The sequence below is a fragment of the Plantactinospora sp. KLBMP9567 genome (genome assembly GCF_033446045.1).
Classification (GTDB): Bacteria; Actinomycetota; Actinomycetes; order Mycobacteriales; family Micromonosporaceae; genus Plantactinospora.
In genome coordinates this window covers 517,319-532,508 of the sequence record NZ_JAWQRR010000006.1, presented here as the reverse complement: position 1 = coordinate 532,508, position 15,190 = coordinate 517,319, and the positions used below count along the sequence as shown (strand labels likewise).

The following is a 15,190-nucleotide window of genomic DNA, read 5'->3' as shown; positions in this document are numbered from 1 at the left end:
CCGGGACCCGACCTGCGCCCGCGCCACCCCCGGGCACTAGCGTGGCGGAATGCCCGAGAACACCCTGGCCGAGCTGCCCGAGGACGACCTGCCCGGAGTGCTCCGGCGCCCGGTCACCGACGGCGAGAGCCGGCGGGCAAACCGCCGATGGTGGGACGCGGACGCCGACGACTACCAGGCCGAGCACGGGGCGTTCCTGGGCCAGGTGGACTTCGTCTGGTGCCCGGAGGGGCTGCGCGAGGCCGATGCCCGGCTGCTCGGCGAGCTGACCGACCGGCGGGTGCTCGAACTCGGCTGCGGCGCGGCCTCGGCGGCCCGCTGGCTGGCCCGCGAGGGCGCCCGGCCGGTCGGGCTGGACCTCTCCGCCGGCATGTTGCGGCACGCCGCGCTCGGGGCCACCGCCTCCGGGGTACGCGTGCCGCTGGTCCAGGCCGACGCCCTCGCGCTGCCGTTCCGGGCGGCCAGCTTCGACATCGTCTGTACCGCGTTCGGCGCGATCCCGTTCGTGGCCGACTCGGCGGCGACGCTGCGCGAGGTGTACCGGGTGCTCCGGCCCGGCGGCCGGTGGGTGTTCTCGGTCACCCACCCGATGCGGTGGATCTTCCTCGACGACCCGGGCGAGGGCGGGCTGGTCGCCACGCACTCCTACTTCGACCGCCGCCCCTACGTCGAGCAGGACGCCACCGGCACCCCGAGCTACGTCGAACAGCACCGTACCCTCGGCGACCGGGTACGCGAGATCGTCGGCGCCGGCTTCGTACTGCGCGACCTGGTGGAGCCGGAGTGGCCGGCCGGCCACGAGCAGATCTGGGGGCAGTGGAGCCCGCTGCGCGGCCGGCTCTTCCCCGGCACCGCCATCTTCGTCTGCGACAAACCCGCCGGCACGGCCGCCTGACATCGGGCCGGCTCAGTATGCTGGTCCGATGAGCGCCGAGCCGGTCGCGGACATGCCCGGGCCCTGGCAGCCGGATCCGGTCCGGCAGCGCCAGGCCGGCTTCCGGCTGGAAGACCTGCTGCACCTGCCGCCGGACGCCCCCCGGGTCGAACTCGTCGACGGACTCATCCACGTGGTCCCCTCCCCCACCCTGGGCCATCAACACATCTCGTACCTGCTCCGGCGGTGGCTGGGCGACCATGCACCCGACCACCTGCGGGTGGCGCAGGCCGTCGGGTGGCGCTGGGCGCCGACTACACCCGGGAACCGGACGTCCTCGTCTACCGGGCCGACGTCGCGTCGGACCGGCACTTCCTGCTGCCGCACGAGGTGCTACTCGCGGTCGAGATCGTCTCGCCCGGCACCCGGCGCACCGACCGGTTCAGCAAGCCGGCCGAGTACGCCGCCGCCGGCATCGCCGGCTACTGGCGGGTGGAGCAGGACCCGGTCCGGGTGTACGCCTACCGGCTGGCCGACCGGCCCGGGCGCAGCGGCAACCGGGAGTACGAGCTGCTCGCCGAAGCCGACGACGTGCTGGAACTGACCCAGCCGTTCCCGATCAAGCTGCCGATCGGCGACATCACCCCGTAAGTCCCTTTCCCACTCCCGGCGGCGCACCGGTTACCGCTCCGAGCCGCCGGGTAGACCCTGGTATGCCGGAGCGAAGGAAGCTGCACAAGGGCGACCGGGTGAGTTGGCGCAGCCATGGCTCCAGTGCGCACGGCACCGTCCAGGAGGAGATCACCGAACGGACGTACGCCGGGAAGCGCACCGTCGCCGCCTCGAAGGAGAACCCGCAGTACCGGGTCCGCACCGACGAGGGGCGGGACGCGGTACACAAGCCGGAGGCGCTGTTCGATGAGTAGCCGGGACGCCGACGGCCGGGACACCGTCCGGGAGTTCCGCGACGCCGTGAACATGAACCCGGGCGAGCTGGGCCAGTGGCTGGCCACCGACGAGGCGAAGGCGGTGGGTTGGCGCAGGCGCGGCAGCGGCGGCGAGTCGGTCGGACACGAGTCGGGCCGGCGCATCATCGAGTTGCTGCGCAAGCGCGCGAACCAGTTCACCGACCGCGACTTCGCGCACATGCGCAAGGTCGTCGGGTACGTCCGGCGGCACATGGCCCAGCGCCCGGCCGGGGACGTACGCAACACGAAGTGGCGCTACTCCCTGATGAACTGGGGCCACGATCCGCTCAAGGCGCCGCTGCCGGCGGTGGGCGGACCGTCCCGGAAGGCGCTGCAACGGCACCGGGAGGCCGAACGCTCGTCGGGCCGGAACCGGCGCCCCTGACGCTGCCCGGCCGACGCGTCAGTGGTCGGCGCTGTTCCAGTCCGAACCGACACCGACGGAGACCTCGAGTGGCACGGCCAGCGGATAGGCGCCACCCATCTCGCGCCGGACCAGCGCCTCCAGGCCGTCCCGCTCGCCGGGCGCCACCTCGAAGACGAGTTCGTCGTGCACCTGGAGCAGCATCCGGGAGCGCAGTTCGGCGGCGCGCAGCGCGGTGTCGACGTGCAGCATCGCCACCTTGATGATGTCGGCGGCCGAGCCCTGGATCGGGGCGTTCAGCGCCATGCGCTCGGCCATCTCCCGGCGCTGCCGGTTGTCGCTGACCAGGTCGGGCAGGTAGCGCCGACGGCCGAGGATGGTCTCGGTGTAGCCGTCCTTGACCGCCTTCTTCACCACGGTCTGGAGGTAGTCCCGGACTCCGCCGAAGCGGCTGAAGTATTCCTCCATCAGGGCACGGGCCTCGTCGGCGGCGATCCCGAGCTGCTGGCCGAGGCCGAACGCGCTCAGCCCGTACGCCAGGCCGTAGTTCATCGCCTTGATCTTGCGCCGCTGGTCCGGGGTGACCTCGGCCACCGACACCCCGAAGACGGAGGACGCGGTCGCGGCGTGGAAGTCGGCGCCGGAGTTGAACGCCTCGATCAGCGCGGCGTCGCCGGAGAGGTGCGCCATGATCCGCATCTCGATCTGGCTGTAGTCGGCGGTGAGCAGGCAGTCGTAGCCCGGCCCCACCACGAAGGCCCGGCGGATCCGCCGACCCTCCTCGGTGCGGATCGGGATGTTCTGCAGGTTGGGGTCGGTGGAGGAGAGCCGGCCGGTCGCCGCCACCGTCTGGTGGAACGTGGTGTGGATCCGGCCGTCGTCGGAGACCGACTTGAGCAGGCCGTCCACCGTGGACTTGAGCCGGGCCACGTCGCGGTGCCGGAGCAGGTGCTCCAGCAGCGGATGCGGCTGCTGCGCGTAGAGCCACTGCAGGGCGTCGGCGTCGGTGGTGTAGCCGGTCTTGATCTTCTTGGTCTTGGGCAGGCCGAGCTCGGTGAAGAGGATCTCCTGCAACTGCTTGGGCGAGCCGAGGTTGAACTCCCGCCCGATCACCCCGTACGCCGCCTGGGCCACCGCCTTCACCTCGCCGGCGAAGTGCGCCTCCAGCTCCGACAGGTAGTCGGTGTCGGCGGCGATGCCGGTGCGCTCCATCGCGGCGAGCACCTCGATCAGGGGCTGCTCCACCTCGCCGAGGAGTCGGGCGGACTGCTCACCGTCCCGGGACAGCTCGGCGCCGATGGCATCGGCCAGGTCCAGGGTGGCCCGGGCCCGGAGCATCAGGTTCTGCTCGACCTCGCCGTCGTTGCCGAGGCCGTCGAAGGCGAGCTGGCCGGTCTCCGGCGCGTCGACCTTCAACTCCCGGTGCAGGTAGCGCAGCGCCAAGTCGGTGAGGTCGTAGGAGCGCTGGTCGGGACGGGCCAGGTAGGCGGCGAGCGCGGTGTCCCGGGCCACCCCGCGCAGCGTCCAGCCGTGCGCGGCGAAGGCCAGCAGCGCCGGCTTGCCCTCGTGCAGCACCTTGGGCCGTTCCGGGTCGGCCAGCCAATCGGCCACCGCCGCCTCGTCGGCCTCGGTCAGCCCGGCCGGGTCGAACCAGCCCCCCACCCCGGTCGCGGTGGCCAGCGCGACGCCGGTCAGCGCGCCGGTACCCCGGCCGAACGAGCCGGCGACGGCGATCCCGACCGGAGTGCCGGGCAGCACGTGCTCGGCGAGCCAGCCGGCCACCTCACCGGTCGGCAGGACCTTGCCGGCCAGGTCGAAGCCGGCCTCGGCCTCCGGCTCCACCGCGTCCAGATATTGGTAGAGCCGGTCCCGCAGGATGCGGAACTCCAGGGTGTCGAAGACCTGGTGCACCGCCTCCCGGTCCCAGCCCGGCCAGCGGGTGTCCTCGGCGCGCAGCGGCAACTCCAGGTCGGAGACCAGGCAGTTGATCTCGTAGTTCCGGATCACGTCGGCGAGCCGTTCGCGCAGGTTGTCGCCGGCCTTGCCCTTGATCTCGTCGGCCCGGGCGACCACACCCTCGACACCGCCGTATTGCAGGATCCACTTCGCGGCCGTCTTCGGGCCCACTCCCGGCACGCCGGGGAGGTTGTCGCTGGTCTCGCCGACCAGCGCCGCCAGGTCCCGGTATTGCTCCGGGCCGACGCCGTAGCGCTCGGTGACCGCCGCCCGGTCGATCCGGGCCAGGTCGGAGACGCCCTTGCGGGGGTAGAGCACGGTGATCCGGTCATCGACGAGTTGGAAGGCGTCCCGGTCACCGGTGCAGATCAGCACCTCCATGCCGGCGTCCCGGCCCTGACAGGCGAGGGTGGCGAGCACGTCGTCGGCCTCGTAGCCCGGCATCTCCACCGTCGGCACCCGGAGCGCGGCCAGCACCTCCTTGACCAGACTGACCTGGCCGGCGAACTCGCCCGGTGTCTCCGCGCGGCCGGCCTTGTATTCGGCGTAGCGCTCGGTGCGGAAGGACCGCCGGGAGACGTCGAAGGCCACCACGATGTGCGTGGGGCGCTCGTCGCGGAGCACGTTGATCAGCATCGAGGTGAAGCCGTAGACCGCGTTGGTCGGCTGCCCGGTTGTGGTGGAGAAGTTTTCCACCGGCAGGGCGAAGAACGCCCGGTATGCGAGCGAATGACCGTCGAGCAGCAGCAGGCGCGGCGTGGAGGCTGTCACGATAGGCGACTCTAGTCCGCACCCCCGACAGCGCACCCACCGCCGGGCCGCCCGCGGACGCGGTGGCACGCCCGGTCCAGCGGCACCGACCAGCGACGGCCCGGCGGTGCGGCGGCCCGACCTGGAACGCGCCGCAGGCGCAGACGCGGAAGCCCCGGTCCGGAACCACCGGACCGGGGCTTGCCGGGTACGGGATCAGGCGACCCCGAGATAGGCCTCCTTGACCGCCGGGTCGTGCAGCAGCTCCTGGCCGGTACCCTCCTTGACGATCCGGCCGGTCTCCAGCACGTAACCCCGGTGCGCCCGGGAAAGCGCCTGCTGGGCGTTCTGCTCCACCAGCAGCACCGTGGTGCCCTGCTGGTTGATCTCCGTCACGATGTCGAAGATCTGCTTGATCACCAGCGGGGCCAGCCCCATCGACGGCTCGTCCAGCAGCAGCAGCTTCGGCCGGCTCATCAGGGCCCGGCCCACCGCCAGCATCTGCTGCTCGCCACCGGAGAGCGTGCCGCCGGCCTGCTTGCGCCGCTCGGCCAGCCGGGGGAAGAGCCCGAACACCCGCTCCAGGTCGGCGGCGATCCCGGCGGAATCCCGCCGGGTGTACGCCCCCATGTCCAGGTTCTCCAGGACCGTCATGCCGGGGAAAATCTGCCGGCCCTCCGGGGACTGGCAGAGCCCCCGGCCCACCCGCAGGTCGGCCCGGAGCCGGCTGATGTCCTCACCGGCGAACCGGATCGCACCGCCGGCCAGCCCCCGGATGCCGGAGATGGCCCGCATCGTGGTGGTCTTGCCGGCACCGTTGGCGCCGATCAGGGCCACGATCTCGCCCTCGTCGACGTGCAGGCTGATCCCGTGCAGGGCTTCGATCCGCCCGTACGCCACCGTGACGTTGTCGAGTTCAAGCAGCATCGACGGACTCCCCCAGGTACGCGGCGATCACCCGCGGGTCTCGGCTGACCTCTTCGGGCGTACCCTCGGCGATCTTGGTGCCGAACTCCAGCACCACGACCCGGTCGGTGACGCCCATGACCAGGCGCATGTCGTGCTCGATCAGCAGCACGGTGTGGCCCCGGTCGCGGATCTGCCGGATCAGCGTGAGCAACTGCTCCTTCTCCGCCGGGTTGAACCCGGCGGCCGGCTCGTCCAGGCAGAGCAGCTTCGGCTCGGTGGCGAGCGCCCGGGCGATCTCCAGCCGGCGCTGGTCCCCGTAGGAGAGGTTGCGGGCCACCTCGTTCGCCCGGCCCTCGATGCCGACGAAGCGGAGCAGTTCGAGCGACTTCTTCTCCGCTGCCCGCTCCTCCAGGGTGTGCCGGGAGATGCCGAAGATCTTGGCGCAGGTCAGGCGCACCTGCTGCCAGGTCCGGTAGAGCGGGACCTCCGAGTCCACCACCGGCAACTCCTCCGGCTTGGGCTTCATCCGGTAGGACCGGAAGAGCGCCCCGATCACGCTGGTCTTGTGTCGGGAGTCCGTCCCGACCATGACGTTCTCCAGCGCGGTCATCTCGGGGAAGAGCCGGATGTTCTGGAAGGTACGCGAGATGCCCAGCCGGCTGATCTCCGGCGGCTTCCGGCCACTGACCCGGGCGCCGGCGAAGCGCACCTGGCCCGACGTCGGCTTGAACACTCCGGTCATCACGTTGAAGCAGGTGGTCTTACCCGCACCGTTCGGACCGATCAGCCCGAGGATCTCGCCCTCGTGGATCTGGAAGCTGACCTCGTTGAGCGCGACCACGCCGCCGAAGCGGAGCACGACCTGGTCGATCTCGAGCAGCAACCGGCGTGGCCCGGGTTGGCTGGGGATCACCGGCTCCCGGTCCTGGGTTGAGGTCGTCTCAGACACTGACCTTCGCCTCCTTCGCCCGGTCCTGCAGTTCACGGGCGCGCCGCCGGCTCGGGATCAGACCCTGCGGCCGCAGGACCATCACCACCACCATCGCGAAGCCGAACGCCACCCACCGGTAGTCGCTGACGAACCGGAACCGCTCCGGCAGGTACGCCAGCAGCACCGCGCCGAACGCGACCCCGACCATGTTGCCCGAACCGCCGACCACCACCATCGCGACGAAGAGGATCGAGAGGGTGGCGTTGAACTGGCTCGGGTCGATGAAGGCGTTCCGGCTGGCGAAGAGGAACCCGGAGAGGCCGCCGAGCGCCGCGCCGATCGCGAAGGCCCAGAGCTTGAACTTGAAGCCGTTCACGCCCATCACCGCCGCCGCGTCCTCGTCCTCGCGGATCGCCAGCCAGGAACGGCCGACCCGGCTGTTCTCCAGCCGGCGGACGGCGAAGACCATCAGCAGCACGACCGTCAGCGCCAGCCAGTACCAGGGCTTGAGATCCTGGAGACCGAAGATCTGGTTGTCCGCGGACGGCGCCCCCTCCGGCCCGGGGATCGCGGAGATCCCGGCGGCGCCGTTGGTGACCCCGGTGAGGTTACGGGCGACGATCCGGATGATCTCGCCGAAGCCGAGCGTGACGATGGCCAGGTAGTCACCGCGCAGCCGCAGCGTCGGCCAGCCCAGGATCACCCCGGAGGTGAGGCTGAGTGCGATCGCCAGCGGAATGCAGATCGCCCATGCCACCGCCCAGGTGGGTTCGAGGTCGAAGGTCCGCTGCATCCACTTGACCACCGGTGAGTTCGTCGAACCGAACAGCGCCACGCTGTAGGCGCCGATCGCGAAGAACCCGATGTAGCCCAGGTCGAGCAGGCCGGCGAGCCCCACCACCACGTTCAGGCCGATCGCGACCAGGACGTAGATGGCGCAGGTGAAGAGCACGCCCGCCCAGCTGTTGCCACCGTCGATCGAGTCGGTACGCAGCCAGGTCAGGCCGGGGATGCCCAGCAGGGGAAGGTAGTAGAGGAAGGCGATGAACGCCGCCACCCCGACGAGCCGCTGCCAGGGCGGCAGCGCGGTCCAGCGGTCGGCGATTCCGGAGAGCGTGGCACGGCGGCGGGCCTCGGTGGCCCGGAGCTTGTCCATCATGCGCGGGCCCTCCCCAGCGACTCGCCGAGCAGACCGGTCGGCCGGAACATCAGCACGACGATGAGCACCACGAACGCCACCACGTCCTCCCAGGCCGAGGTGTAGAGCGTGGCGGCGTAGACCTCGACCAGGCCGAGGAAGAGGCCACCGAGCAGCGCGCCCCGCAGGTTGCCGATCCCGCCGAGCACCGCGGCGGTGAACGCCTTGAGACCGAGAACGAAGCCGAGACTGCTCTGGGTGAAGCCGAAGCGGACGCTCCAGAGCAGCGCCGCGGCGCCGGCCATCACCCCGCCCAGCACGAAGATGAGCATGATGACCCGGTCCTGGTTGACCCCCATCAGGGCGGCCGTCTCGGGATTCTGGGCCACCGCCCGCACGCCGCGACCGTATCTGGTCCGGTTGATGAACCAGTCCAGCATCGCCATCATCAGCAGCGCGGAGAAGAAGACGATCGCCTGCACGTTGGTGATTGCTGTGTCACCGAGGGTAATCAGTGGCTTCTGCTCGATGAGCGTCGGCATACCGACGATCTGGCGCTCCCGGCCGAACAGTGTGGGGAAGACACCACCGACGAGGCGCGGCAGCAGCAGGCCGAGGATCTCCACCAGCACCAGCGAGAGTCCGATCGCGGTGATGAGGAAGACCAGTGGTGGCGCGTTGCGCTTACGCAGCGGTCGGTACGCGATGCGTTCCAGCGCCAGCGCGGTGCCGCCGGAGGCGACCGCGGCGGCGACCAGGCCGATGAGCAGGAAGAGGATCGCCTGCCCAGCGCCGGGGTTGTCCTGCATCCCGAACGCGGTCCACGCGCCGAGGACCGCGAAGGTACCCACCACGAAGACCTCGGAGTGGGCAAAGTTGATCAGCCGGAGTACGCCGTAGACCAGGGTGTAACCGAGGGCGATCAACGCGTAGATCGCGCCCTTGGAGAGACCGTCGACGGTGTGCTGGCCGAAGTGGCCGAATAGTTCGTCGAAGTTCACAAAAGCTCCTTGCATCGAGCGCGGCCGGGGGGTTCTCCCCCGGCCGCCCTCAAAAAGAACCCGGTCAGCTGATCTTGAGTTCCTGCAGCGCGGTGATCTGCTTGTTCTTCACCTCGTACGCCCAGATCACGACCTTGGTCGGGTCCACGTCGCCCTTGTCGTCGAACTTGATGTACTTCGACACACCCTGCTTGTCGTAGGCCTTGACGAAGTCAAGGATGTCCTTCCGGGTCTGCTTGCCCGCGTCGAACGCGTCCAGGAAGACCTTGGCACCGTCGTAGCCCTCCGCGCCGTACGAACCCGGCGCGATGTTGTACTCCTTCTGGTAGTCCGCCGAGAAGGTGCCGCCGGCCTTGTCTGCGGGCAGGCACGGGCAGGTGATGACGGCACCCTCGGCACCGCCGGCCGCGCCCTCGGGGAACGCCGGGTCGTAGAGACCGTCCGGACCGATGAACTTCGCGTTCACACCCGCGGCGCGCATCTGGCGGACCAGCGGAGCGGCCTCGCGGGTGTAGCCGCCGTAGAACAGGTAGTCCGCACCGGCACTCCTGATCTTGGAAACGGTGGCGTCGAACTGCGACTGCCGCTCCTGGATCTTGTCGGTGGCCACCACCAGCGGGCCGAGCGCCTTGCCGAGCTCGGCGGTGATGCCCGCGCCGTACGCGCTGCCGTCGTCGACGACGAAGACCTTCTGCGCGTTCTGGCCCTTGAGGTAGGTCGCCACCGCGGCGGCCTGGGTGCCGTCGTGACCGACCACCCGGAAGAACGAGGTGTTGCCCTTCTGGGTCAGGTCGATCCGGGTGGCCGACGGGCTCACCATCGCCAGGCCGGCGGCCTGGTAGACCGGCATCGTCGCGTCGCTCTCACCGGAGAAGTGCCCGCCGATCACGCCGAGGAACGACGCGTCGCCGGCGATCTGGCTCGCGAACGGGGTGGCAACGGCAGGGTCGCCCTGGGTGTCGAACTCCTGCAGGGTGACCTGGCAGTCCGGCTTCGCCGCGTTGTGCTGCTTCACGGCGAGCTTGGCGCCATTCAGCGACGGGATGACCAGACCCGCGTTGTCACCGGTGAACGCACCGAAGATCGCGATCTTGCCGCCACAGGCCTCAGCCTCGGTGCTGCCGCCGCCCGAGTCCTGGCAGCCGGCCGCGGCCACCATAACCGCCGCCAGGGCGGTGGTGCTCAGCGCCCGTACATACTTACGCCTCACGGCTCCTTGACCTCCTCAAGATGCAGGCGACGACGGCCTGGTGGCGGGTAGTGCCGGAATCGGTCCACCCACCGCCGGACGATTGACGTCCACCTGCGTTACGGCTCGTGATGGCGGAGCGTACCGAGGCTTATTCGGTCAAGGAAAGGCCTGGGGGCCGGGCTTGCCAAACCGTTACGAACACGTGCACGCCCGTGACCACACCCGTAACAACCGAGTCCGGCTACGCCCCTTATCCGACCTGCTGTCCGATCCTCGCCCGCACCCGTCACGAGTGCCCGCCCCACGCCCGTTCCGGGTCACGTTCCGAGGGTCAGCCGGGTGGTCCAGAGCGCTGCCTCCCGGCCGTCGTCCACGGCCAGCAGCACCTGGTCGGCGACGGCGAATACGCTGACGTCCCGGTCCGCGCCGGCCGGCATCGGCACCGGCCCGGTCACCGGCCGCCAGGCGCGGCCCTCGTCCCCGCCGGACCAGAGCGAGTACGACGTCCCGTCGGAGACGGCGGCAAGCAGCCCGTCCCCGGTCACGGCCAACGCGCCCACCGCCGGAGCCCCGGCGGAACCGTGCGTGCCGAACGCGCCGGCCGACTCCCAGCCCTGCGGGCCGCGCCGCCAGACACCGAACTCCCTGCCCCGCAGTCCCACCGTCACCGGTGTCCCCGCCAGCACCACGACCCGCTGCAGTTCCTCGTACGCCTCGGTCGCCGGCACCGGATCCCGCTGCCAGGTCCGGCCGTCCGAAGAGGTCCAGCCGAGCGGATCCCGGTCGATCCGGCCGCCGGGCGGCAGGATGCCGCCGACCATCAGCCAGCCCTGCGCGGTCGCCACCGCGTCGAAGCCCCAGGTCGTGCCCCGTCCGTCGGTGGCCAGCTCCGGCACGCCCTCCATGATCTCGAACTCGCCCGCGTCGGCGGAGACCCAGGAGGCCACCCCGCTGGACCGGTTACCGGCGATCAGGTAGCCCCTCGGACCCGCGACCAGCCGGGCGACGTTGACCGCGGTCGGACCGCCGTACAGCTCGAACCGGGCCTCGACCTCCACCAGGGAACCGTCGGGGAGCTGCCGCCAACTGCTCGCCCGGGGATTGCCGTGCGCGCCGCCCGGCTTGTCGCCGAGGATCGCGACCCGGCCGTCGCGGCAGGCCGCCGAGTAGAGCACGCTGCGCCGCCCGTAGTAGCCCTTCGGCTCCAGCCTCATCGCCGCCCAGGTCACGCCGTCGGTGCTGGTCCAGGCCGCCGGCCGGGTCTCTCCGGCGGCGCCGCCGACCCCGCCGACCGCATACCACCGGTCGGCGCAGCCGGTGACGTCCCGCACCATCGGTCGGCCGGCGGTCCCGGCCGGTGCGGGCAGGGTCAGCCGCTGCCACTGCGGCCGGACCGGCTCGGGTGGCGGCTCCGGCGCGGGCTCCGCGCAGCCGGCGCCGAACAGCACGGCCGAGAGGACCATGGCGCCGATGCCACGCCGTCCGGGGAACATCGCCCGAGTGTAAGCCCGGAGTACGACGCCGAGTGCCCCTCGACCGGCTCCGGAACGCCCCCTCGACCCGACTCCCCGAACGACCCCTCGGCGGAGGACTCAGCCTGCCTCGGCCGGCTCCGCGCCGGTGCCCTCGGCCAGAATCCGCTCGGCCACCTCGCGCATCGTCATCCGGTGGTCCATGGCGGTGCGCTGGATCCACTTGAACGCCTGCGGCTCGGTCATCCCGTAGGTCGTCATCAGCGCACCCTTGGCCCGCTCCACCGTCTTACGGATCTCCAGGCGGTCGGTCAGGCCGGCCACCTCGGCCTCCAGGGCGGCGATCTCCGAGTAGCGAGACAGCGCGATCTCGATCGCCGGCACCAGGTCGCTCTTCTGGAACGGCTTGACCAGGTACGCCATCGCGCCGGCCGCCCGAGCCCGCTCCACCAGGTCCCGCTGGCTGAACGCGGTGAGGATGACCACCGGGGCGATCCGGCCACCGGCGATCCGCTCCGCCGCAGCCAGCCCATCCATGATGGGCATCTTGATGTCGAGGATGACGAGGTCGGGCTTCAACTCCTCGGCGAGGCGCACCGCAGTCTCGCCGTCGCCCGCCTCCCCCACCACGTCGTAGCCCTCCTCGACCAGCATCTCGGCCAGGTCCAGCCGGATGAGCGCCTCGTCCTCGGCGATCAACACCCGCCTACGCTCGGTACCAGCCTGAATGTCGGCCACGAGCCCCTACCCCCAACTACGTTTCCGACACCTGCCCAGCCGGGTGTCGCCGCCCTCAGCGTAGTGGGTAGTCTTATCGACGCCAGGCCCCTGTAGCCCAACGGCAGAGGCGCGATTCTCAAAAGATCGACAGTGTGGGTTCGAATCCCACCGGGGGCACCGCATACATACGCGTTTTGCCTGGCCACAGGCTTGATCAAGATGGCAGCTATCACCCGGCGGTCGGGGTGAGCGTCGTAGCGCGCTGTCGACCCGCTGCTGGGTGAACAGGTCGCGGATCGCGTTGACGATGGTCGTCACCGGCTGGTGCTCGACGAAGGCGTCGCCTGGCTCGAACGGTTCCACGAGGCGGGCGCCAGCAAGTGCCCGATGCGGGCAACATCCCGGTCAGCGAGCCGACCCAGGTCCTGACCTTCGGCCCGGTCGCCTTCGACGTGCCGGGCCGCCTCGTGCCGCTGGAAATCAAGGTCAACGTTCCCGCGGTCGGCGAGCATCTGCCGATCATCTTGTTGTACCACGGTCACGGCGGCTCGAACTTCCTGTCGTCACTGCGCGGCTACGGCCCGCTGGTCGACTTCTGGGCCGCACACGGTTTCGTGGTCATTCAGCCCACCCACCTCGACTCCACCGTCCTGAGGCTGCGCGAGACCGGCCACCCCGAGGCGCCACTGTTCTGGAAGACCCGGGTCCAGGACATGAGCTTCATCCTCGATCACCTCGACGAGATCGAGGCCGCCGTTCCCGGCCTGGCCGGGCGCCTCGACGGGAGCGGGTTGCGGTCGCCGGACATTCGCTGGGCGGCCACACCGCCGCGATGCTGCTCGGTATGCAGACCGCCGACCCGGCCGACGGCAGCCGTGTACGTCTGCAGGATGCCCGGATCAAGGCCGGTGTCATCCTCGCCGCGCCCGGCCTCGCCGACGAGTACGTCAACCAGGCGATGATCGACCGCTACCCGGTCAACAGGTACACCGATTTCAGCACGATGACCGCCTCGGCGCTGGTGGTCGCCGGGGACAAGGACCTCAACCCGATGTTCTCCGACCGGCTCAGCTACCGCTGGGACGCGTACACGTCAGCCCCCGCCCCGAAGACCCTGCTGATGATGCACGGCGCGGAACACCTCTTCGGCGGCATCTCCGGCTACGACGCGGCGGAGACCTCCGACGAGAACTTGGCCCGGGTCGCCGTGCTCCGCGCGATGGTCTGGGCGTACCTGCGCTCGCAGCTCTACCCGGCCGACCCGACCTGGCAGCACGCGGTCACCGCCTTCGATGCCGGCTCCGTCGAATCCAAGTAGTCCCGCCGCGGCAAGGACCTCGCCGGACGGCCACGGCGGCCCGCCCTGCTCGAGCCGGAGGTAGTACTCCGTGGAGATGTGCGCGAGGACCGCGGGCCTCCTCGCGGCGCAGACCCGGTGTCCGGCGTTCGGCGCCGGCGGCCGAGAAGGAGAGCCCGGGCGGTGGTCTCACTGCTCGGCTTGACGCACCGGCCGACCGGGACCGCCCGTGGGCGGCTCCCAGAACACGTCGTTGTCGTCGGCTACCCGGGCGCGGGCCTGCTGGGCCTGCCGTTTCGCCCGGCGGCGGGCCACCACCTGGGTCAGGATGCGCGCCGAACGCTGAAACAGGAAAGGCAGTAGCAGCAGTAGGGCCAGGCCGACCGCGATTCCGTACAGCACCTGGCTCAGCGTCACCAGGCTGCCGGACGGTTCCGTGACCGCGGCGTTCGTCCTGCCGCCCGCCGGCAGCGGCGCGGTGACCGCGGCGACCGGGCTGACCACCCCTTCCGCGACCGTTGTGAGCACCTGCCGGGTCACCTCGGCGGCGCGCAACCCGGGATGGGCCGAGCGGACCAGAGCGACCGTGCCGGCAACGAACGCGGCCGCGTACTCGGCTCCGCTGCCGGACCGGCCGATGCTCGCCACGCCGACACCCGGGGCCAGCAGGTCCACCGCGTCATCCGGGTAGTCGTCGGCCGGCTGCCGGTCCTCTCGGATCGCGCCGACGCGGAGCAGGCCATCTGCCGGATCGGCCGCAGCGGACGCGGGCAGCACGACCACCACATCCTGCGAGATCGCGTCGCTGATGGCGGCACGCACCACGGGTTCCGCGGCGTCGACACCGGCGCCGACCAGGACGACCCGGGCGCCGGAGGCGACAGCGACGTCGATGCCGGTCGCCGCGAGGCGCGCCGAGAGCTTGGCGGTGCCCGCGTTGACGGGTACGACCCGAGCCCCGGGCGCCACACCGAAGATCTCGCCCCCCGTACCGTCGGCACCGGCGACGATGCCGGCCAGGGCAGTCCCGGAGCCCTCGCAGCCGGTGTCGGCACGGCCTGTGCCGGTGGCGACGTCGGTGCCCGCGGCGACCCGGCCGGACAGTTCGGTAGCAGCGCCGTCCACACCGGAGCCAACGACCGCCACCTTGACACCCGAGCCATCCGTCACAGACCAGACCCGGCTCGGCGTCAGCAGAGTCTGCCCCCATGAAGCCGCCGCCGGGACGGCCGTCTCCCGTGCGCAGCCCGAGGACGGCTCGGCACTCGCAGGCGGCGAGCCATGGCGCAACTCGGTGCCGATCGCGTCCCACGGCAGGACGAGGTGCCAGCCCGCGCGCAGGCGGCCCGGATCCGAGAGCCGGCCGCCGTCAGGCTGCACCCGCCCCGAGTTCAGGTCGAGGATCTCGCCAGCCCGGCCCGCATCGCCGAGAAAGCGGTCCGCCACCTCCCACAGGTTCTCCGGCGCGCCCTGATAGGAGTCCGTCACCGTGTAATACAACTGGTTCACGACAACGTCCGTAGGTGGCACGGCCTGACCGGGAAGCGGGGACACACCAGTCATCGCGGCCGCCAGCACGGTCGCCACCAGCACGCCGCGGAACGTCATTGTCGCCATC

At 70.8% G+C, this 15,190-nt stretch carries 13 protein-coding genes, 1 tRNA gene and 2 pseudogenes; 6 read left to right on the top strand and 10 right to left on the bottom strand.

What is annotated here, in order from left to right; genetic code table 11:
* The first annotated feature begins 49 nt into the window (after positions 1-49).
* From R6Y94_RS05130 to R6Y94_RS05115, 4 genes and pseudogenes are all read left to right on the top strand, one after another.
* Positions 50-895 (top strand): class I SAM-dependent methyltransferase, encoded by an 846-nt coding sequence (locus R6Y94_RS05130; protein ID WP_318394565.1) that lies wholly within the window; start codon positions 50-52, stop codon positions 893-895.
* A gap of 276 nt (positions 896-1,171) precedes the next feature.
* Positions 1,172-1,525 carry a Uma2 family endonuclease gene (locus tag R6Y94_RS05125; protein ID WP_318394564.1) on the top strand — a complete coding sequence of 118 codons (354 nt, stop codon included), beginning with the start codon at positions 1,172-1,174 and terminating at the stop codon, positions 1,523-1,525.
* A 62-nt stretch (positions 1,526-1,587) separates the two neighbouring features.
* On the top strand, positions 1,588-1,800 hold the full coding sequence (locus R6Y94_RS05120; protein ID WP_107263450.1) for a DUF2945 domain-containing protein: 213 nt from the start codon (positions 1,588-1,590) through the stop codon (positions 1,798-1,800).
* Positions 1,793-2,219, top strand: a pseudogene (locus R6Y94_RS05115) (DUF3140 domain-containing protein); the annotation flags it as partial. The gene R6Y94_RS05120 and the pseudogene R6Y94_RS05115, both read left to right, overlap by 8 nt.
* Positions 2,220-2,245: 26 nt before the next feature.
* Here the strand turns inward: R6Y94_RS05115 and polA are convergent.
* The 8 genes from polA to R6Y94_RS05075 all read right to left on the bottom strand — a co-directional run bounded on the left by polA (position 2,246) and on the right by R6Y94_RS05075 (position 12,293).
* Positions 2,246-4,933, bottom strand: a complete 2,688-nt coding sequence (gene polA / locus R6Y94_RS05110; protein ID WP_318394562.1) for a DNA polymerase I — start codon at positions 4,931-4,933, stop codon at positions 2,246-2,248.
* 195 nt (positions 4,934-5,128) lie between these two features.
* Positions 5,129-5,839 carry an ABC transporter ATP-binding protein gene (locus R6Y94_RS05105; protein WP_318394561.1) on the bottom strand — a complete coding sequence of 237 codons (711 nt, stop codon included), beginning with the start codon at positions 5,837-5,839 and terminating at the stop codon, positions 5,129-5,131.
* On the bottom strand, positions 5,829-6,734 hold the full coding sequence (locus tag R6Y94_RS05100) for an ABC transporter ATP-binding protein (RefSeq protein ID WP_318394622.1): 906 nt from the start codon (positions 6,732-6,734) through the stop codon (positions 5,829-5,831). Before R6Y94_RS05100 ends, R6Y94_RS05105 begins: the two co-directional genes overlap by 11 nt.
* Before the next feature lie 28 nt (positions 6,735-6,762).
* The gene (locus R6Y94_RS05095) at positions 6,763-7,911 is read right to left on the bottom strand and encodes an ABC transporter permease subunit (protein WP_318394560.1); all 1,149 of its coding nucleotides are present in this window, start codon (positions 7,909-7,911) and stop codon (positions 6,763-6,765) included.
* Positions 7,908-8,891: a branched-chain amino acid ABC transporter permease gene (locus R6Y94_RS05090; RefSeq protein ID WP_318394559.1), complete on the bottom strand. Its 984-nt coding sequence runs from the start codon at positions 8,889-8,891 to the stop codon at positions 7,908-7,910. The genes R6Y94_RS05095 and R6Y94_RS05090 overlap by 4 nt, the downstream gene beginning before the upstream one ends.
* Positions 8,892-8,955: 64 nt before the next feature.
* Entirely contained in the window at positions 8,956-10,101 is a 1,146-nt protein-coding gene (locus R6Y94_RS05085; RefSeq protein ID WP_318394558.1) for a branched-chain amino acid ABC transporter substrate-binding protein, read from the bottom strand.
* A 299-nt stretch (positions 10,102-10,400) separates the two neighbouring features.
* Positions 10,401-11,576, bottom strand: a complete 1,176-nt coding sequence (locus tag R6Y94_RS05080) for a hypothetical protein (RefSeq protein ID WP_318394557.1) — start codon at positions 11,574-11,576, stop codon at positions 10,401-10,403.
* 99 nt (positions 11,577-11,675) lie between these two features.
* Positions 11,676-12,293, bottom strand: coding sequence for an ANTAR domain-containing response regulator (locus R6Y94_RS05075; RefSeq protein ID WP_203862146.1), 618 nt, complete (start codon positions 12,291-12,293; stop codon positions 11,676-11,678).
* An 86-nt stretch (positions 12,294-12,379) separates the two neighbouring features.
* Here R6Y94_RS05075 and R6Y94_RS05070 point away from each other — a divergent pair.
* Positions 12,380-12,452 (top strand) — tRNA-Leu (locus R6Y94_RS05070).
* Between the two features lie 137 nt (positions 12,453-12,589).
* On the opposite strand, the gene R6Y94_RS05065 is transcribed toward R6Y94_RS05070, so the two are convergent.
* Complete coding sequence (locus R6Y94_RS05065) at positions 12,590-12,787, bottom strand: hypothetical protein (RefSeq protein ID WP_318394556.1); 198 nt, start codon at positions 12,785-12,787, stop codon at positions 12,590-12,592.
* On the opposite strand from R6Y94_RS05065, the pseudogene R6Y94_RS45015 reads away from it, so the two are divergent.
* Positions 12,701-13,593, top strand: a pseudogene (locus R6Y94_RS45015) (alpha/beta hydrolase family protein). The gene R6Y94_RS05065 and the pseudogene R6Y94_RS45015 overlap by 87 nt on opposite strands.
* 168 nt (positions 13,594-13,761) lie before the next feature.
* Here the strand turns inward: R6Y94_RS45015 and R6Y94_RS05055 are convergent.
* A complete protein-coding gene (locus R6Y94_RS05055; RefSeq protein ID WP_318394554.1) occupies positions 13,762-15,180 on the bottom strand; it encodes a S8 family serine peptidase in 1,419 nt (472 codons plus the stop codon).
* Positions 15,181-15,190: the final 10 nt, after the last annotated feature.